At 70.6% G+C, this 20,487-nt stretch carries 20 protein-coding genes; 13 read left to right on the top strand and 7 right to left on the bottom strand.

What is annotated here, in order from left to right:
- Positions 1-15: 15 nt before the first annotated feature.
- Positions 16-1,965, bottom strand: coding sequence for a DHH family phosphoesterase (locus F3H10_RS13735; protein WP_149785327.1), 1,950 nt, complete (start codon positions 1,963-1,965; stop codon positions 16-18).
- A 138-nt stretch (positions 1,966-2,103) separates the two neighbouring features.
- Between F3H10_RS13735 and F3H10_RS13730 the strand changes: the two genes are divergently transcribed.
- The 6 genes from F3H10_RS13730 to F3H10_RS13705 all read left to right on the top strand — a co-directional run bounded on the left by F3H10_RS13730 (position 2,104) and on the right by F3H10_RS13705 (position 6,863).
- Positions 2,104-2,625: a Mov34/MPN/PAD-1 family protein gene (locus F3H10_RS13730; RefSeq protein WP_149785326.1), complete on the top strand. Its 522-nt coding sequence runs from the start codon at positions 2,104-2,106 to the stop codon at positions 2,623-2,625.
- Positions 2,622-3,050, top strand: a complete 429-nt coding sequence (locus F3H10_RS13725) for an adenylyltransferase/cytidyltransferase family protein (protein ID WP_149785325.1) — start codon at positions 2,622-2,624, stop codon at positions 3,048-3,050. The genes F3H10_RS13730 and F3H10_RS13725 overlap by 4 nt, the downstream gene beginning before the upstream one ends.
- Positions 3,051-3,150: 100 nt before the next feature.
- Positions 3,151-4,575 carry a heme o synthase gene (locus F3H10_RS13720; protein WP_149785324.1) on the top strand — a complete coding sequence of 475 codons (1,425 nt, stop codon included), beginning with the start codon at positions 3,151-3,153 and terminating at the stop codon, positions 4,573-4,575.
- A 64-nt stretch (positions 4,576-4,639) separates the two neighbouring features.
- Entirely contained in the window at positions 4,640-5,770 is a 1,131-nt protein-coding gene (locus tag F3H10_RS13715) for a sensor histidine kinase (RefSeq protein WP_149785323.1), read from the top strand.
- A gap of 109 nt (positions 5,771-5,879) precedes the next feature.
- Positions 5,880-6,122 (top strand): SelT/SelW/SelH family protein, encoded by a 243-nt coding sequence (locus F3H10_RS13710; RefSeq protein WP_149785322.1) that lies wholly within the window; start codon positions 5,880-5,882, stop codon positions 6,120-6,122.
- Positions 6,123-6,218: 96 nt separating this feature from the next.
- A complete protein-coding gene (locus F3H10_RS13705) occupies positions 6,219-6,863 on the top strand; it encodes a hypothetical protein (RefSeq protein WP_149785321.1) in 645 nt (214 codons plus the stop codon).
- Positions 6,864-6,884: 21 nt separating this feature from the next.
- Here F3H10_RS13705 and F3H10_RS13700 read toward each other — a convergent pair whose 3' ends face one another.
- Positions 6,885-9,398 (bottom strand): heavy metal translocating P-type ATPase, encoded by a 2,514-nt coding sequence (locus F3H10_RS13700; RefSeq protein WP_149785320.1) that lies wholly within the window; start codon positions 9,396-9,398, stop codon positions 6,885-6,887.
- A gap of 54 nt (positions 9,399-9,452) precedes the next feature.
- The gene (locus F3H10_RS13695; RefSeq protein WP_149785319.1) at positions 9,453-9,665 is read right to left on the bottom strand and encodes a hypothetical protein; all 213 of its coding nucleotides are present in this window, start codon (positions 9,663-9,665) and stop codon (positions 9,453-9,455) included.
- Between the two features lie 97 nt (positions 9,666-9,762).
- Here F3H10_RS13695 and F3H10_RS16140 point away from each other — a divergent pair, with 97 nt between their 5' ends.
- The 5 genes from F3H10_RS16140 to F3H10_RS13675 all read left to right on the top strand — a co-directional run bounded on the left by F3H10_RS16140 (position 9,763) and on the right by F3H10_RS13675 (position 12,816).
- The gene (locus F3H10_RS16140; protein WP_188127946.1) at positions 9,763-9,936 is read left to right on the top strand and encodes a hypothetical protein; all 174 of its coding nucleotides are present in this window, start codon (positions 9,763-9,765) and stop codon (positions 9,934-9,936) included.
- A 6-nt stretch (positions 9,937-9,942) separates the two neighbouring features.
- Positions 9,943-10,458, top strand: coding sequence for a cytochrome c oxidase subunit II (locus tag F3H10_RS13690; RefSeq protein WP_149785318.1), 516 nt, complete (start codon positions 9,943-9,945; stop codon positions 10,456-10,458).
- Positions 10,455-12,275: a b(o/a)3-type cytochrome-c oxidase subunit 1 gene (locus tag F3H10_RS13685; RefSeq protein WP_149785317.1), complete on the top strand. Its 1,821-nt coding sequence runs from the start codon at positions 10,455-10,457 to the stop codon at positions 12,273-12,275. Before F3H10_RS13690 ends, F3H10_RS13685 begins: the two co-directional genes overlap by 4 nt.
- The gene (locus F3H10_RS13680) at positions 12,272-12,487 is read left to right on the top strand and encodes a CbaC protein (RefSeq protein ID WP_149785316.1); all 216 of its coding nucleotides are present in this window, start codon (positions 12,272-12,274) and stop codon (positions 12,485-12,487) included. Before F3H10_RS13685 ends, F3H10_RS13680 begins: the two co-directional genes overlap by 4 nt.
- An 83-nt stretch (positions 12,488-12,570) precedes the next feature.
- Positions 12,571-12,816 (top strand): DUF7542 family protein, encoded by a 246-nt coding sequence (locus F3H10_RS13675; protein WP_149785315.1) that lies wholly within the window; start codon positions 12,571-12,573, stop codon positions 12,814-12,816.
- A gap of 15 nt (positions 12,817-12,831) precedes the next feature.
- On the opposite strand, the gene F3H10_RS13670 is transcribed toward F3H10_RS13675, so the two are convergent.
- From F3H10_RS13670 to F3H10_RS16390, 3 genes are all read right to left on the bottom strand, one after another.
- Positions 12,832-13,638 carry a TrmB family transcriptional regulator gene (locus tag F3H10_RS13670; protein ID WP_149785314.1) on the bottom strand — a complete coding sequence of 269 codons (807 nt, stop codon included), beginning with the start codon at positions 13,636-13,638 and terminating at the stop codon, positions 12,832-12,834.
- A gap of 166 nt (positions 13,639-13,804) precedes the next feature.
- Positions 13,805-15,478, bottom strand: a complete 1,674-nt coding sequence (locus tag F3H10_RS13665; RefSeq protein ID WP_149785313.1) for a DUF255 domain-containing protein — start codon at positions 15,476-15,478, stop codon at positions 13,805-13,807.
- A gap of 171 nt (positions 15,479-15,649) precedes the next feature.
- Positions 15,650-15,982, bottom strand: coding sequence for a hypothetical protein (locus F3H10_RS16390; RefSeq protein ID WP_223174324.1), 333 nt, complete (start codon positions 15,980-15,982; stop codon positions 15,650-15,652).
- Between the two features lie 333 nt (positions 15,983-16,315).
- On the opposite strand from F3H10_RS16390, the gene F3H10_RS13655 reads away from it, so the two are divergent.
- Positions 16,316-17,380, top strand: a complete 1,065-nt coding sequence (locus F3H10_RS13655) for an asparaginase (RefSeq protein WP_149785312.1) — start codon at positions 16,316-16,318, stop codon at positions 17,378-17,380.
- Between the two features lie 78 nt (positions 17,381-17,458).
- Positions 17,459-18,712: a hypothetical protein gene (locus F3H10_RS13650; protein ID WP_149785311.1), complete on the top strand. Its 1,254-nt coding sequence runs from the start codon at positions 17,459-17,461 to the stop codon at positions 18,710-18,712.
- A 27-nt stretch (positions 18,713-18,739) separates the two neighbouring features.
- On the opposite strand, the gene F3H10_RS13645 is transcribed toward F3H10_RS13650, so the two are convergent.
- Positions 18,740-20,392, bottom strand: a complete 1,653-nt coding sequence (locus F3H10_RS13645; RefSeq protein WP_188127945.1) for a globin-coupled sensor protein — start codon at positions 20,390-20,392, stop codon at positions 18,740-18,742.
- Between the last annotated feature and the right edge of the window lie 95 nt (positions 20,393-20,487).

The raw sequence follows: 20,487 nt of genomic DNA, 5'->3' as shown, positions 1-20,487 counted from the left end.
GAAAGGCTCGCCGGCTCAGTCGTCGTCGATGACGGCCGTCGACGAGAGGGCCTCGTCGATCTCCGCGTCGGCCATCTTCTCGACGAGCGCGTCGATGACGGCCTCGCGCCGACCCTTCACGAACTTGATCGAGCCGACGACGAGGTGGCCGCCGCCGGAGACGCCCGCCTCGGGGAGCTCCTCGTTCAGCTCGGTGACCATCGTCGGGATGTCGAGCCGGACGCCGTCCGAGCGGAGGACGGCGAAGTCCGGGCCGTACCCGATCGTGATGACGGGGTCGCCCGTCTCCTGAACTCTCGTGTCGTGTAACTCGCCGGTCGTCTTCCCCGGCGCGGGGTACGTGAACCGGTGGGCGTACTCGTCGACGTCGATCCGGTAGAGGTGCGCGCCGGAGGCGAGCCGCTCGTGTTCGACGTGCTCGTCGACGGCCTCGAGCTGGCGGTCCACGTCGCGTTCGGCGCGCTCGGAGAGGAACTCGACGAGCTCCTCGTGGCGCTCGGGGTCGTCACAGCCGACGTTCAAGGCGTCGTTGACGAGCGTCTTCCCCTCGGAGTAGCGCAGCCAGTGGGCGGCGTAATCGAGCGCCTCGCCGATGTCGAGGAGGTCGTCCTTCCCGTAGCCGGCCTCGGCGGCCAGGTCCACGTACTCGTCCATCGCCTCGGCCTTCGACCGGTCGGAGAGCCCGGCGACGGCCGGGACGTGTTCGAGCTCCTCGGTGAGCGACGGGTCGATCAGCCGGGCGAGCTCGACGCACATCATGCCGGTGGTGACCCGGTAGTCCTCGCCGTGGAGGTACGGGTTGACGTGGGCGTCGAGCAGCGGGGCGACCGCCTCCGGGTCGGGATGGTGGTGGTCGACGACCGCGATCGGGATGTCGTAGTGCGTGAGGTTCTCGTAGGCGGGGACGTCCTCCTCCGTCGACCCGTTGTCGAGCATGAGCAGGAGCGGGAGCTTCCGGCCGTGGCGGGCGCGCCCCTCGAGCGCGAAGTTGAGGTCGCGGGTGACGTCCTCCATCTCGTAGTAGGGGGCCTTGCTCGGGAGCCGCTTGAAGAGGTGCTGGGAGGCGTCCGGGTCCTCGTGGACCTCGCGGACGAGCCGTTCGAGCGCCAACTGGACCGGGATCGCCGCGCACATGCCGTCGCCGTCGGCGTGGTGGCGGACCCGGATCGGCCGTCCGGAGAGCACGGTTCGCCGGAGCAGCCGGGCCAACTCGCGGAGGTCGTCGTGGATCGACTCGAACGCCTCCCACTCGACGAGTGGGTCCACGTCGGCCGGTTCCGCGCGCTCCTCGAGTACCGCCTCGAACCGGTCTCTCGCCTCCGTCTCCCGCTCTCCGGAGAGCCCCTTCAGCGAATCGACCTCGAGCTGGAGTCCGCCCTCACGCGTCTCGACGGTCCCGGAGACGTGGACCATGTCGCCCACCTCGATCCCGGGGTACGCCCGCACGCCCGCCTCCTCGAAGGCGGCACACGAGACGACGCCGGAGGCGTCGGCGACGCCGAAGATGGTCGGCCCGCCCGTCTGTTTCGTCTGGACGACCTCGCCCTCGACGGTCACCTCGTCGCCGGGAACGAGCCCGCGAACGCGCGAGATCGTCGGCTCGTGTTCGACCGTCTCGGTCGTGTAGCCGCCCGGCGACGCCTCGTCGAAGGCGACGTCGCCGTTCTCCTTGACCTCGGTCAGCCGGACGATCAGCCGGTCACCGACCGCGTACTCGCCCTCGAGGTTCGACTCGTGGACGAGCCCGCTCACGGCGTCGGAGACGTCGACGAAGACGCCGTACTCGACGACGCCGTTGACGGCGGCGTGATACAGCGCGTCGGTCTCGACGTCCTCGAGGGTACAGTCGGGCGCGAGGTCGTAGACGACGTCCCGGTCCTCGGGTTTCCCCTCCGCCCTCACGGCGTCGGGTTCGGGACTCGAATCGTCCCGCATGCCGGAATCCCCGGCGGTGTGCTCGCTCATACACGTCGTTCGGGATCGGACGGTGTTAAGCTTGTTATATCGTGCTCGCCGGACGGAGGCCGTCGAGGCGGCGGTCGCGGCCGGGTCGCGGCCCGGCGGTCCGGAACCCATATGAGTCGACGGCGAGTGTCTCGAGGCATGCGACTGTTCCGGTCGGACGACCTCCTCGGGATCGCCCGGGAGACGATGGAGTTCGTCCTCGAGGCCAGCGAGGCGACCCACCCCAACGAGTACATGGGGTTCCTCCGCGCGGACGACGCGAGCGCCCTCGACATCGACCGGGACGGCCAGGTCATCACGGACGTCCTCGTCATCCCCGGAACGGAGTCCTCGCCGATGAGCGCGTCGGTCAGGTCCCACATGAAGCCGAACGACATGCGCTCGGTCGGGTCGGTCCACTCGCACCCGAACGGCGTGCTCCGGCCGAGCGACGCCGACCTCGCGACGTTCGGACAGGGCGAGGTCCACGTCATCGTCGGCGCGCCCTACGGGTGGGGCGACTGGAAGGCGTTCGACAACGAGGGGAACCAGCGCACCCTCGAGGTGCTCGACGTCGAGATGCCCGACGAGCACTTCTTCGATTTCACCCAGGAGGACATCGACCGCGAGCTGGGAGACGCGAACGACGACCGGGGCGGGTTCCTCTCGTGGCTGCGATGACGCGGGTCGTCGCGCAGGGAACCTTCGACCTGCTTCACCCCGGCCACGTCCACTACCTCGAGGACGCCGCGACGTACGGCGACGAGCTCCACGCGATCGTCGCACGGGGATCGAACGTCACCCACAAGGCGGAGCCGATCCTCTCGGACCGACAGCGGCGCGACATGGTCGCCGCGCTCGCCGCCGTCGACGAGGCCCACCTCGGACACGACGAGGACATCTTCGTGCCGATAGAGGCGATCGACCCGGACGTCATCGTGCTCGGCTTCGACCAGCACCACGACGCGGCCGCGATCGCGGCCGCGCTCGAGGACCGGGGCATCGACTGCCGCGTCGAGCGGGCGTCCGGCCGGGAACCCGGACACGACGACGAGCTGCTCTCGACGGGCGACATCATCGACCGGGTCCTCGAGCGTCGCGGGTGAGGCCGCACCCGAACCGAGGTCCGTTCGGGGCGGCGTCGCGGCCGACCGACGACCGACGGAAGCGCGGGACATATATGGACCGACGCCCAAGCCGATCCACGTGACGATACCCGACCGGTTCCCCGCGGTCCTCGCCGCGGCGGCGATGGGCGTGTACCTCCTCGTCGTCGTCGGGGCGACGACCTCCCTGACCGACGCCGCGGCGGCCTGCGGCGGCTGGCCCGCCTGCGGCGGCGGCTTCGCGCTCCCCGCGGAGCCGGCGGCCTGGGTCGCGCTCGGCCACCGCGCGCTGGCGGCCGCCGTCGGCGTCTCCGTCGTCGCCTCCGCGGCCTTGGCGTTCCGGGACGGTGCGAGCCGCCGCGTCCGCGCCGCGCTCCTCCTCGCGCTCGCGCTGTTCCCGGCACAGGCCGGGATCGGGGCGGTCGTCGCCCTCGGCGAGACCTCGCTCACGGTGCCGGGCGGGGCGGTCCCGCTCGGACTGGTCCACCTCGTCCTCGGCGTGACGATCTTCGCGAGCGTCCTCGCGGCGCTGGCGTGGTGGCTCGAGGCCGCGACCGGCGACGCCGACGACGCGCCGACCGACTTCGAGCCGGGGACGGACCACCTCCCCCCGGTCGAGGACGCTCCCGAGCCGTCGGTGCCGACGGCGACGGTGCCCCGGCTGCGCGCCACCGCGGCCGCGTACTTCCGACTGATGAAGCCGCGGCTGATGTGGCTGCTCTGTCTCGTCGCCGCCGCCGCGATGGCGCTGGCCGGCGGTCCGGGGTTCACCCCGTACGCGGTCGCGGCGACGCTCGTCGGCGGCGCGCTCTCGATCGGCGCGTCCGGGACGTTCAACCACGTGTTCGAACGCGACGTCGACAGGCGGATGCAACGGACCAACGACCGCCCGCTGGCGACCGATCTGGTCCCGGTCCCGCACGCCCTCGCGTTCGGCGGGCTGTTGACGGCGGTCTCGCTCGGGCTGTTCTGGAGCGTGAACCCGCTTACCGCCGCGCTCGGGCTGGTCGCGATCCTGTTCTACAGCGTCGTGTACACGCTCGTTTTGAAGCCGAACACGGTCCAGAACACCGTCATCGGCGGGGCGGCGGGGGCGCTCCCGGCGCTCATCGGCTGGGCGGCGGTCACCGGCGAGGTCGGGGGCGGCGGGCTGCTCCTCGCCGCCGTGATCTTCCTGTGGACGCCCGCGCACTTCTACAACCTCGCGCTGGCGTACAAGGAGGACTACGAGCGCGGCGGCTTCCCGATGATGCCCGTCGTTCGCGGCGAGACCGCCACCCGGCGGCACGTCATCTGGTACCTCGGGGCGACGCTCGTCGCCGCCGCGGTGCTCGCACTCGTCGCCGAGCCGCTCGGCGGCCTGTACGCGCTCGTCGGCGTGGCGCTCGGCGCGGTCTTCCTGTGGGCCGTCGTCCGGCTCCACTACGAGCGGAGCGAGTCCGCGGCGTTCCGGGCGTTCCACGCGTCGAACGCGTACCTCGGGCTCCTGTTGTTCGCGGTCGTCCTCGACGCGCTCGTGGTCTGAATCCGGAGGATCGGCGTCCACACGTGACGTTTGGATTAAATACCCTTCCGGCGGACGCCATGGTATGGGTCCTGATACGACGACGGGACTCCGCTCGCTGTGGCCGCTCCTCCTTCTCGCCGCCGTAGTCGCCTGCTCGCTCGTGTTCGAGATCGTTCTCGTCTCCTTCGGTGTGGCTCCACCTCCGGACGGGTACTGGATAGGGTTCGTCACCTCCGCACTCCTCGTTCTCGGCTTCAGCTACGCCGCTCGCTGGATCGGGGCCTCCGAGTTGCCGGCGGCACGGTACACGCGTCTGGGATATTGGTGTCTCGCGGGTTCGTTCGCGTTGCTGGCCGTCAACGTCGGGTTCATGGCGACCATGCCGCTGGAGACGTGGTTCCAAGTGGTCGGCTGGGTGCGGTGGGCCGTCAGCCTCGGTGCGGGGATCGGGCTGGTGATCGGGCTCTTCGAGGCGAGGGCGATCGAACGCGAGATCGCGGCCGAGCGGAGCCGGATACGGGAGCACGAACTCCAACGGGAGCGGGATCGGCTCGAGGAGTTCTCGAGCGTCGTCTCACACGACCTCCGGAACCCGCTTACCGTCGTCAAGGGACGCGTCGATCTCGCCCGGGAACGACACCCCGACGACGAACACCTGGAATCGGTCGCTCCCGCCCTCGATCGGATGGAGGGGATCATCGAGGAGACGCTCACGCTCGCTCGCGAGGGGAAGACCGTCGACGAGACCACCGAAGTCGACCTCGCGGCGTGTGCCCGCGAGTGTTGGGCGAGGGTGGACACCGGCGACGCGGAGCTGGTTCCGGAAACGACGGCGACGATCCGGGCGGACCGTGACCGCCTCCTCCACGTCCTCGAGAACCTGTTCCGGAACAGCGTCGAACACGGTTCGACTAGCAGCCGGGCTTCGCCCGGCGACAGCGTCGAACACGGCGGGCCGACCGTCACGGTTCGCCTCGGAAGCCTCGACGGCGAGGACGGGTTCTACGTCGAGGACGACGGGCCCGGGGTCGACCCAGACGAACGCGACCGCGTGCTGGAGACCGGATACACGTCCTCGGAGGACGGGAGCGGATTCGGACTCGCCATCGTCGAACGGATCGTCGAGGCTCACGGGTGGAACCTCCACGTCACCGAGTCCGAGGACGGCGGCGCACGCTTCGAGATCAACGGCGTCACCGTTTTGAATCCCTGAACGACCGACGCGCGGATCGACCGTTTCCGGACCTTCCTCCCTCGATCCGGACGGGAAATCGCTTTCCAGGGTTCCCATTTAACCCGTTTCGGCTCCAAGGACCACGCGTATGACACGAGTCGAGGTCGAGTACTGCGTACCGTGCGGCATGCTGGACCGGGCACAGGACGTCTCGCGGGCGGTCCTCGAGCAGTTCGGGGAGGAACTCGACGAGGTCGCGCTCGTGACGGGCGACCACGGCGTGTTCATCGTCCGCGTCGACGGGGAGGTCGTCTTCGACAAGGACGAGGACGGCTACGACGTCGACGAGATCGTTCGCGCGGTGAAACCACACGTCGGCGCGGCCGCGTAAGCCGAGATCCGTCCGCTCGGGCCGCTCGCCGGGTCGGAAACGGAGGTCATCTCCCGGGGAAGATTAATTATTTCTCGCTGACAACCCCCCGAGTCGATGGCGAGTCAAACGGGACGGGAGCCGGCCGAACTCGAGAGGACCGGCTCGGACGGGGGTCGCGACGGGCCGGGCCCGGATGACGGGCCGCGTCCGGACGGCAGATCGGATCCGGAAGGCAGCGCGACCGGGCCCGGGTGGCTCGATCGGACCTGGTACCGCTCGCGCGTCGGGATCGCGGTCATCGCGGGCGATCTCCTTTTGACCGCCGTTCTCGTGGCGGCGGCGACCCTCGCGTACGACGGCCCCCTCCTCGGAGTGGCGGGCCTCTCGACCGGCATCGTTCCGCCGTACGTTCCCGTGTTCAGCCTGCTCGGCGCGTTGGGGTTCGTCTTCACGACGTTGATCGAGCGGTTCGACGGCTCGACCGGCAGGCTGCTCCGGTACAACTTCCGCCTCCTCGCCGCGCTGCCGCTCGGCATCGGGGTCTTCCTGCTCTCGGACGTCGTTCTGGCAGAGGCGGCGAGCAACGACGCCCTCGTCGCCGGAACGGTGTTCCTCGCGGGGCTGTACGTCAACCTCGCGTACAAGCGGCTCGGCGCGCTGGCGAGGCGGCTCCTTCCGGGGGAACGGAGCGACCGGTCCTCATCGAGCGAGGACGACGGGCGGTCCTCCTCGTCGAGCGAGGGGCAGTCCCCGGGATGACGGCCGTGACGGGCCACGGGATCACTCGTCGGCGACGACCGAACGAGCGGAGTTGCTCACGACGAGCAGGCTGCTCGTCCCCATCGCGAGCGCGGCCAGAAGCGGGTTGAGCGCCCCGGAGACGGCGAGCGGGATCGCGATCGCGTTGTAGGCGAACGCCCAGCCGAGGTTCTCCCTGATCCGTCGGTTCGTCCCGCGGGTGACGTCGAACAGCTCCGGGATCGCGGCGAGCCGGTCCTCCAGGAGGACGGCGTCGGCGGCGTCGGCCGCGAGGTCGGTGCCGCTCGCGACGGAGACGCCGAGGTCGGCGGCCGCGAGCGCCGGCGCGTCGTTGCTGCCGTCGCCGACCATCGCGACTCGCTCTCCGGCGCCGATCCGACGGATCGTCTCGGCTTTCGCCTCCGGCGGGACCTCCGAGAACACCTCGTCGATCGCCGGGTGCTCTGCGAAGCGGCGCGACGCGTCGGCCGAGTCGCCGGTGAGCACGACGACGCGTTTCCCGCGGTCGGCGAGGTCGGTTACGACCGCCTCCCACCCCTCGCGGACCCCGTCGCCGACGACGAGAACGCCCCGAACGCGCCCGTCCCACCCGACGAGGACGGGAACGTTCCCGTCCGCCGTCGCGCGCTCGCCCGCCTCGCGGAGCCGGTCGGAGAGTTCCCACGAACGGTCCTCGAAGAGGGACCGGTGTCCGACGACGACGCGGTCGCCGTCGATCCGCCCCTCGACGCCGCGGTCGGTAACGGTAACGTCGGCGGCGTCGACGGCGACGGGACCGGCGAGTTCGCTCGACTCGCCGGGTGGATCGGGCTCAGTCCCACCCGCGTGGCCCGCCCCGCCCGCGGGTTCGGTGCCGCCGTCGGCGACGGCCGCGGAGGCGGGCGGACCCGCCTCACCTCGCTCCGTCGCGGCCGCGTCGACGATCGCCTCGGCCACCGGGTGCGCGGAGGCGCGTTCGAGCGCGGCCGCCCGCCGGAGGAGTCGGTCGGCGTCGGTGACGGGATCGGAGTTCGGATCGGCGTCGGCCTCGGCCGATTCCGGACCATCGTCGAGAACCGTCCCGAGCAGCCGCATCTCGCCGTCGGTGAGCGTGCCGGTCTTGTCGAGCACGACCGCGTCGACCTCGGCGCCGGCCTCGAAGACGGCGTCGGAAACGATCACGATCCCCCGGCGGGCGGCGTCGCGGACCCCCGCCGCGATCGCGAGCGGGGTCGCGAGCCCGAGCGCGCACGGACACGAGACGATGAGCACGGTGAGCGCGACGAGCGCCGCGTCCGTCGGGGAGCCGCCGAACGCCAACGTTCCGACGCCGGCGACGACCGCGACCGCGACCACGAGCGGGACGAACACGGTCGCCAGCCGGTCGACGAGCCGCTGGATCCCCGAGCGCGAGCTCTGGATGTCCCACAGCAGGCGCACGAGGGTGTCGAGCGTGCTCGTCGCGTCCTCGCCCACCTCCACGACGAGCGGGGAGTCCGTGACCACGGTCCCCCCACGGACCGCGTCGCCGGGGCGTTTCGTCGCCGGGAGCGACTCGCCGGTCACGAGCGCCTCGTCGACGGCGGCGGTCCCCTCGGCGACGCTCCCGTCGAACGGGACGCGCTCACCGGGACGCACGAGCAGCCGGTCGCCCGGCTCGACCGCCGCCGTCGGCACGGTCTCGCCCGACTCCCGGCGCGCCTCGCGCTCGGCCGCGGTCGTCAGCTCCGAGAGCATCCCCGTCGCGCGCGATTTGATCCGCGCCTCGTACTGGTTACCCGCGGTGACGACGAGGATCACGGCGATCGTCACGTCGAAGTAGAGGTCGGTCCGGCCGAGCAGCATCGCGAGCGTGCTGTAGGCGTAGGAGCTGACCGCCGCCAGCGACACCAACAGGTCCATGTTGGGTCGGCCCGCTCGCAGGCTCACGTACGCCCCGCGGAGGATCGGGTAGCCGGTGTAGAACAACACGATGGAGGTGAAAAGCCAGATCTGCGTGAACAGGTAGAGCCCGCTCACGCCGCCCAGATCGAGGAGCGGCTCGTAGCCGAAGTAGGTCGGATACAAGAAGAGGACGTACCACAGCATCGCCATCATCCCGAAGAACCCGCCGCCGATCAGGAAGCGGACCACGTCGACGTCGTCGCCCTCGGGTTCGGGGTCGGCACGGTCGCTCGCGGTGTAGCCGGCGACCGAGAGCGCTTCGGGCAGGTCGTCGGCGGTCACACGGTCGGGGTCGTACTCGACGCGGATCGTGTCGGTGGCGTAGCTCGCCTCGGCGGCGGCGACGCCCTCGCGCTCGGCGGCGGTCAACTCGAGGAACGACTCGCAGGTCGCACAGTGCATGCCGTCGACGTGGAGAAAGGCCGTCTCGCCGTCGAAGGAGTCCGGCGGCTCCGCGTCCGGAGCCCGCTCATCGAGGTCCTCGGCGTCGTCCACGTCCTCGAGCGAGCGCGCCACCTCGAGACACCCACGACAACAGTACTCGCCCTCGACGGCCGGATCGGTGTGGGGGTCGGATCCGGTCGGCAGGTCACAGAGGGTACAGTTCGGCATGGGTGTCTGGCTTCGTCCGCGCGCTTCGCGCGACCGCCCGCGCGGTGTGGCCGCTTACGCCTCCTCGATGTCGCTCGGCTCGAGCCTGTCGTCGTCGCCGCCGGGCCGGAGGCCCCCGCCGGTGGCGACCCGGAGGCTCGCCCAGATGAGCACCACGTTGACGAACGTGACGGCGACGACGTACTCCGCGCGCGAGGCGATGTAGGCCGCGGCCGGGAGCAGCCCACCGAGCACCAGGAACACGGCGTGCTGGAGCGAGAAGTCCATACGGACACGTGTGCGGCCGTCACCATATAGTCCAAGCGGATTTTCATACCCCGGGAACGGGTGGATATTATATGTTTGGCTACCCGTAATCGCACCCATGAGCCGAACCGAGACGGCAGGCGCGCCGGCGGACGACGCGGGGGGCGAGGAGGAGTTCGATCCCGTCGGCACGCTCGCGCTCATCGCGGTGTACTTCGTGATCCTCGTGATCGCATGGGTGTTCATCTACTACGTCGAGTTCCTCGGCCGTGACCTGGTCGTGGTGGGGTGATCACGGATGCACGTTCACGCCTACGAGAAGATCTGGCTCGTGTTCGCCATCCTCCTGATCCTGTTGCTTCTCGGGTCCGTCACCTACGGGGCGGTCGGTCCCGGGGTCGCGATGGTCGCCGACAGCGAGGACCAGATCAACGCGAACGCCCTCGACGAGGACGACCGCTTCGCCGAGCCACGCGTCGAGCGGGTCGGCGAGAACCACTACGAGGCGTACGTCGTCGCGTTCCAGTTCGGGTTCCAACCCGACCCGATCGTGGTTCCGGAGAACAGCACGGTGACGTTCCAGGTCACCTCCCGAGACGTGATCCACGGCTTCGAGGTGGTCGGGACGAACGCGAACACGATGGTCGTGCCCGGCGAGGTCTCGGAGCTCACCGTCGAGGTGGGCGAGCCCCAGGAGTACGGGATCCTCTGTAACGAGTACTGCGGGGCCGGCCACCACGTCATGGAGGGCAAACTCCACGTCGTCCCCGAGGAGGAGTTCGAGGAGACGAACGAGGGAGGTGAGAGCGCATGAGCGACGCGCTCGAGGCCGAAAAGACGTTCTACGACGAGTTCCCGGCGGAGGCGAAGGTCGTTCGATCGTCGCTTCTCGGGGCCTTCCTCGCGCTCACGTTGGGGGCGGTCTTCGGGATCATCCAGACGCTCCATCGGACGGGGATCTTCCGCGGACTCATCTCCTCGACGGACTACTACACCTCCCTCACCGCTCACGGCGTGTTCTTAGCGCTCAGTTTCACGACGTTCTTCCTCGTGGGGCTGTTCACGTGGGCGGTCGTCCGTAGCCTCGACCGACCCCTCGTGGACATCAGGATCACCTGGACGTGGTACGCGCTCATGGCCGGCGGGATGACGATGACCGGGATCTCCGTTCTCGCCGGCTTCGTCGACTCGATCGACATGAGCGCGGACGTGCTCTTCACCTTCTACGCGCCGCTTCAGGCGCACCCGCTCTTTTACACTGGACTCGCCGTGTTCATCGTCGGGAGCTGGCTGGCCGGCGCGGACTGGTTCCGCACCTGGCTCGCGTGGCGCGAGGAGAACCCGGGAGAGCGGATCCCGCTCCAGACGTTCATGGTGTTGACCACGATGATCATGTGGTACATCGCCTCCTCGGCGGTCGCCGCGTCGGTGCTGATCTTCCTCCTCCCCTGGTCGCTCGGGCTGATCGAGTCGGTGAACCCGACGCTCACCCGGACGCTGTTCTGGTTCTTCGGCCACCCGGTGGTGTACTTCTGGTTGATGCCCGCGTACCTGCTGTGGTACACGGTGCTCCCGTCGATCGCCGGCGGGCGGCTGTTCAGCGACCCCCTCGCGCGGGTCGTCTTCGTGTTGTTCCTGCTGTTGTCGACGCCGGTCGGCATCCACCACCAGTACCTCGACCCTGGCATCGCCGAGGGCTTCAAGTTCATCTCGATGACGAACACGATGTTCCTGCTGTTGCCGAGCCTGCTCACGGCGTTCACCGTCGTCGCGAGCGTCGAGTACGGGGCCCGACAGCGGGGCGGAACCGGGATCTTCGGCTGGCTCCGGTCGCTCCCCTGGCGTGACCCCGCGTTCACCGGGATGATGCTGGCGGGGCTGATGTTCGCGGCCGGCGGGTTCTCCGGGATGGTCAACGCCGGGATGAACATCAACTACATGATCCACAACACGATCTGGGTTCCCGGCCACTTCCATCTCACCGTGGGGACCGCGGTCGCGCTCACGTTCATGGCGGCGACCTACTGGCTCTGGCCGCAGATCACCAACAAGCCGGTCTACAGCCGACAGATCGGGCTGTTCCAGGTCGTCCTCTGGTTCATCGGAATGGCGCTCATGTCGAACGCGATGCACGCCCAAGGACTCCTCGGCGTCCCCCGGCGGACCGCCGAGCCGGAGTACTCCGGCTTCGACTACCCGGTCGCGTTCGGCGGTTTCGAGGAGCTGAACGTCCAGATCGCGATCGGCGGGACGCTGTTGTTCCTCTCGACCGTCCTGTTCATCGGGAACCTCGTGCTCACGATGGGGAACCCGCGCGTCTCCGGGATCGCGGAGACGCTTCGCCCCGCGCTGTCCGGTCCCGACGACGCCCCCGAGGTGCTCGACGACCTCCGGATCTGGGCGGGGATCGCCGTCACCCTCGTCGTGCTCGCGTACGCGCTCCCGCTCGCGGCGATCATCGGCGACGGGGGACTGCTCGGTCCCGGCGTCGGGACGTATCCGGTGTGGATCGACGCCGCGGTCGGCGCGGTCGCCGAGGTCGCCGTCCCGGCGGCGTGGTCGCTCGTCGACGCGCTCGCGCTCCTGGGCGCGCGCGTCCTCGACGCCGCCACATGGGGGGTGATCGCGTGAGCCTCGACGTCACCCGCGGCGGGCTGCTCGTCGGGCTCGCGATCGTCGGCGTCATCGTCTACGAGCTCCGGACCGTGCTCGACGCCCTCGGGCTCAGCCTCCCGATCGTCCCGTACCTGGCCGCCGTGTTCGTTCTCGCCGGCGCGGCGGTCTGGGCCGTGATACTCACCGGCGGCTGGCGGACCGATCCCGAACCCGACGAGACGGGGTGACGGAGACGACCCGACGGGTCGGCTCGGAGCCGCGTCGACCCCGCGATCGGAGCGGTTTTGCCGGTCTCGCTCCTCGTTCCGGTATGGACCGAACGCGCGTCGTCGTCCGCTGTGCGGACTGTCGGTTCGAGGCGACACACGAGCGGCTCCGGACGGCTCGAGAGGACCTCGCGGACCACGAGGCCGACACCGGTCACGCCGTCGACTGGCGGATCGAGTCGCTCTCGCCGGGCGTCGAGCGCGCGGGCGAGGACGCCGGCGTGTGCGGCCGTCCCGGGTGTGTCAACGCCGACTCCCCGCTCGTCGATCCGGACGTACCCGACCGCTGAGACCGGCTCAGGAGGTCAACCGATCGAGAGCGACTCCGCCTCCGCCCACCGCGGCTCGAACTCCTCGCTCACGCTGGCGGCGAACTCGGCGTCCTTGATGTCGATCATCGCGAAGGGCTCCTCGCCCGAGAGCGGGTGCGGCACCTCGATACACACCTCAAGCCCGTCGAAGACGTTGAACGTCCCGTCGACGCCCGGCGTCGTCCGGACCGAGAACCCCTCGTTGTCCGCGAGTTCGGCGGTGTACCGGCGGCCGACGCTGCGCGGGAGCGCGTCGACCGTCTCCGGCGACAACAACACCCGGACCTCGACGCCGCGGTCGAGCGCCGCCTCCAACTCGGCGGTCACCCGATCGCCGACGGTGCCGAGGTCGAACCCGGTCGCGGGCGCGCCCGCGACGACGACCATCCGGCGCTCCGCGGCCGCGATCCGCTCCAACAGGAGGTCCGTGGCGTCCTCCGCGCCGACGGCGGCCGTCCAGAACTCCCCGTCGACGGGGTCGGTCGCGTCGAGCTCGGTCGAGAGCTCCTCGACGACCGACGCGTACTGTTCGGCCTTCGCCTCGAGTTCGCGCTGCTTCTCCTCGAGCAACCGATCGAGGGCGGCGTCCGGCTCGACCCCGACGTACTTCTTCGGGCGGCTGGCCGCCTGACTCCGGACGAGGTCGTGGCTCTCGAGGCTGTTGAGTACGTCGTAGATCCGGCCCATCGGGACCTCGCTGGCCCGTGAGAGGTCCTTCGCCGTCGTCGGTCCGGTCCGCAACAGGGCACGGTACGCGCGGGCCTCGTACTCCGACAGACCGAGGTCACGGAGGGATGCCATACCCCACGGTGTCGCGGTATCGATATAAACGCGTCGGACGTTTACGAGCGTTTCGGGCGGGAGACGTTCCCGACCGTCCGGCGAGGGCGGCCCGTTCGTCGTCGGAAGTCGTCACCGGATTAGCCGTTCCCGGAGATCGCCGTTCGACGGCAGGCGTCGGTCGGCGTCAGTCGACCGTCTCGGCGACGCGAGTCATCAACTCGTCCGGCGTTGTCGCGGGCTCGGAGACGGCGTCGCCGGCGAGCACGACGGCCGAACCCTCGGGAACGGTCCGCGGCGCGGGCGCGTCCTCGCGGTGGGCGTTCGGGACGACGACCTTCTCGTGGTCGGCGACCCGCCAGGCCGCCCGGTGGAGGTCGCTTCCGGGCTCGGTGCCGACGACGATGACGGTCGTTCCGCGGAGCAGTCGTCCCACGAGGCTGCCGTAGCCGGCGACCTGTACCCCGAGTCGGTCGGTCGCGCCCGCGAACGACTCGGCGGTCTCGCGGGCGACCGCCCGGTAGCGGTCCTCGCCGGTGAGCGCCGCGAGATCGACGAGCGCGGACGCCAGTTCCACGTTGCCGTCGAGCGGCCTGAAGGGGCGGTCGAGCAGCCCGGCACCCGAACGCGGCCCGTCGACGAACGAGCCGTCGACGTGGAGCTCCTCGATCGCGCGATCGGCGACCGCGCGGGCGACGTCGGTCCCCTCGCCGAGCACGCCCGCGGCACGGACGTACGCGCTCACGACCCGCGAGACGTCCTCGAGGAGGTCGCTCGGGGCGATATCGCCGGTCCCGTCGTCGTCCGTCGACCGGTAGTGGGTCACGACGCCGGAGTCGGGATCGATCAGGTCGCGTTCGAGGCCGTCGAGGACGCGCTCGGCGTACTCGCGGGCGCGGCCGTCGTCGGTGTACGCCGCGAACGCCAGGAGCGCGTCGGCCGCGAGCGCGTTCGCGCCGGCGAGGACGGTGAGGTCGCGTCGGGGCGAGTCGAGCTCCGCCCGCTCCTCGGCAGGCGCGGCGTAGTAGGCCCGACCCAGCCCCGGCCCGAGGCTCCCGCCGACGCCGTAGCCGGTCCAGAGGTCGTCGGTGAGGAACTCGACGGCCGCCGCGGCGGGCTCGCGGTACGCCTCCTCGCCGGTGTAGAGGTAGGCGTTGGCGAACGCCCGCGTCACCGCCGCGTTCGTGTCCGCCGGCTTCTCGTAGGCCACGTCGCTCCAGTCCCGCGTGCCGGCGAACCGGAAGAAGCCGCCGTCGACCTCGTCGGCGAGGTGGTCGCGGACGGCGTCGAGCGTGCGCAGGGCGCGGTCGCGGTCGCGTTTCAGCGCGAACTCGACGGTGCGGGGGAGCGGGAACTTCGCGTCGGTTCCCCAACCGGCGTACTCCTCGTCGTACTTGTTCTCGAGCTGTCCGGCGAGATGGCTCTCGATCGCCTCGGAGAGCTCGCCGGCCGGCGGCCGGTCGCCGTTCAGCGCGCGGGGGATCCGGCCCGCCTCGCGGCCCTCCTCGTCCCACATCCGGTGGACGGACTCGAGCACCTGTCGCATCCCGTCGACGCCGAGGTAGCCCGCGCCGGTGAGCAGCTCGCCGTCGGGCGTGAGGAAGGCGGTCGTCGGGAACCCGCCCATGTTGTATCGCTCGCGTACTCGGGGGCGGCGGTCGACGTCGACCCGGATCGGGACGAACCACTCGTCCACGTTGGCGGCGACCCGCGGCTCGGCGTAGGTGGTCGCGTCCATCTCGTGACATCCCTCACACCAGGTGGCCGAAAGCGAGAGGAGGACCGGCCGGTCCCGCTCGTCGGCCTCGGCGAACGCCTCGCGACCCCATTCGCGCCACTCGACCCGCGTCGCGTCGGTCATGCTCACGCTCGGATCGGCGCGTGGGTAAGCGCTTCGAGACGCCGGTGGGGAGTCCGACGGACGGGAGGCGGAAGGAGGAGAGCGGAAGCGGAGGGAGGAGAGCGGAAGCGGAGGGAGGAGAGCGGAAGCGGAGGGAGGAGAGCGGAGGGCAACGGTTCCGGAGGGTCGATGTCAGGCGTCGTCGCCCCGCCTTCGGGCGTTCGACGGGTCGCGAGCGCGCGAGTGGTCGGGGCGGTCCGCCACGCCGTGGCGGTCCGCCGCGTCGTGACCGTCGGGCGAGCCGGGGTCGTAGTCGTGACCGACCGCGAGCGCGACCGCGTTCGCGGCCAGCAGCCCGACGAAGTACAGGCCGTTCGTCCCGTCGAGCCCCGCGGACAGCAGGAACGGGTAGCCGATCGGGAGGACTATCGCCGCCCAGAACGCGGCGGCGCGGACGACGTGAACCATCCGCCCCGCGAGCGGGAGGTCGAAGGCGAGTCGGTTGAGGGGGACGCGAGTGGACATCTGACGACTTGGGCAAGGGGTGGTACCCACATATAGCCCGCCGAGGGTTCGGCGTAATTCACACCTTGTACCGTGTTTCGCGACGTTTCAAAACCTTCTCAAAACAGTCTAAAAAGTTTAATAGGCCCTTAGGAGATTCTTTCATGGATGCTGGCTGCGATTCCGAAAGTCGGCCGATCGGAGGCGATCGGGGGCCTCGAGACCGGAAAACGACGGACCCCCGGAACGAATCGGAGGCCGGCGACCCGAACCGGCGGCCGACGACCCGGACCGAACCGGCGGTCGACTGCCGAGGGGCGAAGCGATTTACCCCTCCCGGGGCCACCGTCGGGCATGGGAAACGACGGGGTCGAGGAGACCGAGGGGAGCGGAGAGCACGGAGACGGGGAGCGACCCCGCGTGTGCGTGGTCGCCTGCGGCGGGACGATCGCGTCGGAGCCGGGCGACGACGGTGCCGCGCCGGCCAAGACGGGGTCGGACCTCGTGGAGGCGGTTCCGGGCGTCGAGGCGTACGCGACGGTGTCGGCCCGCGAGGTGTGCGCACAGCCGGGGTTCGACGTGCGCTGGCGCGACGTGTTCGCGACCGCGGCCGCGGCCCGGGAGGCGGTCGAGGAGGGCGCGGACGGGGTCGTCGTCACGCACGGGACCGACACGCTGACCGACACCGCGTACGCGCTCGACGTGCTCACGGACCTGCCCGCGCCGGTCGTGGTGACGGGCGCACAGCGTCGCCTCGACGAGCCCTCGAGCGACGTGCCGGCGAACCTGACGCTCGCGGTCCGCGCGGCGGCCGACGACCGGTTCGCGGACGGGGTCCACGTCGCGTTCGACGACGAGCTCCACGCCGGCCGCGACGCCGTGAAGGGCCACAGCAACGCGCTCTCGACGATGACCTCGCCGGCGACCGCGCCGGTCGCGACGTTCACCCGCGCGGCGTCCGACCTCGTCCGGGAGCCGCGCCGGCACGTCGCGATCGACCCGCTCTGCGGGCCGGAGGGGCCGATCGACCCGTCGGATCCGGTCGCGGCGGCCGACCGCGTTCCCGAGGTCCCCGTGATCCACTCGGGGACGGGAGCCACCGCGGCGGGGATCGAGCGCGCCCTCGCGGCCGACGTGGGCGGGATCGTGATCGAGGGCACCGGCCTCGGGAACGCCACGGCCGCGATCGGCGACGCCGTCGCGGACGCGGTCGGGGAGGTGCCCGTCGTCGTCGCCGGACGGCCGGCGGGTCCGACCGAACCGGTGTACGGCACGCCGGGCGGCGCGGTCACGCTCGCGGACCACGGCATCGTCTTCGCCGACGACCTCCCGGCCGCGAAGGCCCGCGTCGGGCTGGCGCTCGGGCTGGCCGCCGGGGTCGACCGGACGGAACTGGATGGGGTGTTCGGACGACCCTAGACGGGTGACGACGAGATAGCACAGAGAGCCGTTTGTGCCTCCACGAAGCCCTTATCCGGGACCGACGTACGGCCGGACATGAACCGAATCACACGACGGTCGACGCTCCGCGCCGTCGCGGCGGTCGGCGGCACCGGCGGAGCCGTCTCGATGGCGGGCTGTGCGGGCGGTGGGCCGGTCGGTGGCGACGACGACGCCGGTTCGGGAGGCGATGACGACGCCGGTTCGGGAGGCGATGACGACGGCGATTCGGACGCTGGCGACGGGGAGATCGAGACGACGGTCCACCGGGTCGCGGGCGCGCTCTCCGGGCCGGCGTGGCGGCGGGCGGAGCGGCCGGGATTCTGTACGCTGTTCGACGACCGCGCCGACGTGGAGTGGCTCCTCGGGGAGGCCCGCCCGGAGACGGTCGGCTTCGCGGAGGAGACCGACTTCGACGGGTCGGTCCTCGCCTACGTCGAGTCCGTCGGCCGGAACACGTGCGATCGCGTCGTCGAGTTCGCGGAGGTCGCCGTCGACGACGGCGGGACGCTGACCGCGGAGGCGACCGTGGTCGACGCCGACGGCGAGGACGTGGCGTGCGGGCAAGCGATCACGTACTCCGGCGCGTTCCTCCGTGTCACGGCCGATCCCCTTCCGGAGTTGATCCGGGTCGGGATAACCGACGGCTGGGGGAACCGTGCCGAGCTGACCGGAGCGGACGGGGTCCGCGACCCGTCGGCGCTCGACGGCTTCGTGCGGCCCGCCGGCGATCCCCCGAACGTCCCGTCCGCGCTGGCGTGTCCGGACGAGCGGTTCGAGCGACACCCGATCGTCCACGACGGGTCGGTGAACTGGGGATCGGGCGGCGGCGTCGACGGCGAGTCGGGCCTCGAGCTCCGCGTCGTGAACCCCGAACACGACGGCGGCGGCTCCGACGGCTCGGGCGACACGGGCGACACGGACGACTCGAACGATCCGGACGGCGCGGACGACCCGGACGGCGCACTCCGGTTCGAGCGGGGCGACGCGTTCCGGGTCGAGATGACGAACGTCTCGGCTCGGCCGATCGGCGTCGGGAACCACTCGAAGTACACCCTCGAGGTCGAGACCGATGAGGGGTGGACGGACGTGCGCGGGACCGAGGACGGTCGCTTCGAGTACACCGACGAGCTGCTCTCGACGCGACCCGGGGAGACGGTCGAGTGGTCGTTCACGATGGACGAGGCGGGACTCGTGGCCGAACATCCGAACGACGACCTCCGGGTATGTCCGGACCTCCGGCCCGGACGGTACCGGTTCGTCTTCTTCGGGGCCGACGACCTCGCCGTCGCGTTCGATCACGTCGAGTGAGGCCGGAGGCGCGTCGGAGACGCGTTCTCAGACCGGGTCCGTCGGGTCGGCGTCCGCCGCGGGCCGTTCGGCCGAGAGCCGAGTCACGGCGGACTCGACCTCCTCGACCATCTCCGCCTGTCGCTCGTTGGCGGCCGCCAGGTCACCGATCTCGTCGGTGACGCGAGCCGACCGCTCGGCGACCTCGTCGACCGTGGCCGCGATCTCCTCCGCGGCCGCCGCCTGGTCGTCGGTGACGTCGGACACCTCGCGTATCCCCGCCGCGGCCTCCGAGACCGCCTCGGCGATGTCGGTGAGGTTCCGCATCGCGTCCTCGACGCGCTCGACCCCGCGGGAGACCCGCTCGTTCGCCTCCGTCAGGCTCTCGACGGTCTCCTCCGTGTCCGTTCGGATCCCCGAGACCATCTCCTCGATGTCGCCGGCGTGACGCTTGGACTCCTCGGCGAGCGATTTGATCTCGTCGGCGACGACGCCGAACCCTGCCCCGGCCTCGCCGGCGCGCGCGGCCTCGATGGAGGCGTTGAGCGCGAGCAGGTTCGTCTGCTCCGCGATCCCGTCTATCGCGTCGACGAACTCGTCGATCTCGCCGACGCGCTCCTCGAGCGTCGCCACGTCGGCCGCGGCCCCGTCGACCGCCGCCCCGATGTCGTCCATGACCTCCGCGGCGTCGTCCGCGGCGTCGCGACCGTTCTCCGCGAGGGTCTCCGCGCGGTCGCTCGCGCCCTCGACCTGGTCGGCCGTCGAGGCGACCTCCTCGACGGTCGCGGAGAGGTTCCCCACCTCGGCGGCGATCTCGCGGATCCGATCGGACTGCCGCCCGGAGTCGTCGCGGATGGTCGCCGCGCTCTCGGCGACGTCGGCGGCGGACGTCCGGAGGTCGCGAACGGGGTCACGAAGCCCCTCGCGGACCTCCGTCATCAGCCGCTCGTTGCGTCGTGCCTCCGCCTCGATCTCCCGGCTGTACGAGTGGATGTACGTGTCCGTGACGACCTGCATGTCGAGGTTGACGATCCGCAGGACGGAGAGGACGTCCTCGATGGCGTCGTCGACCTCCGCCCGAACGGCGTTCTCGAGGTCGTCCTCCCCCACGGCGTCGCGGTCGGTCCCGGCGTCGCCCGTCGGGATCGAGGTCGAGTCGCCCGGTCCGCCCTCGGCGACCGCCGGCCCGCCGTCCGTGGCCGCGCCGGTCAGCCGTTCCGTGATCGACTCGACGAGCCGGTCGCCGACGAGGGGCAGGATCAGGTCGTAGTAGACCCCGTACTGGCCGAGGTAGTGTTTCATCGGCATCTCCAGCAGGTCGTGGATCTTACCGATCCGGGCGCGGTCCGTGAAGTAGTCCGAGCCGTACTCGCCGCCGGCCAGCGTCACGAGGTACGCCGACTGGGTCCGTTTGAGCTGGTCGATCCCCTTCTCGGAGCGACCGATGACGTCGACGGTCTGTTGGTGGTCGGTGAGGTTGTCGTAGAAGTCCGCGGCGACCCGGTCGGCGTTGGCCGCGAACGCCTCCTCGTACCGCTCGAGGCGACGCACGTCCTCCTCGTCGAAGCCGACGAACTCCTTTCGCCACGCGATCTCCTCGTCGTCGAGGCCGATCTCCTCGACCAGTTCCTCGACGTCCAACCGGTCGTTCAGTCCGCCCTGCCCGAAGTCCCCTCGTCCGTACTCGCCGGAAGCGGTCATGGATCGGCTCCGGCCGCGGCCGTACATAAACGATCGCGGCGAGATCCCAGAAGGGATAATCGGAGGACTACGAGCCGTTGGGCGGGGCGTCGTGA

Source organism: Halorubrum aquaticum, assembly GCF_900113615.1.
GTDB lineage: Archaea > Halobacteriota > Halobacteria > Halobacteriales > Haloferacaceae > Halorubrum > Halorubrum aquaticum.
The sequence above is the reverse complement of the archived record's forward strand: the minus strand, read 5'-3'. Positions and strand labels throughout refer to the sequence as shown.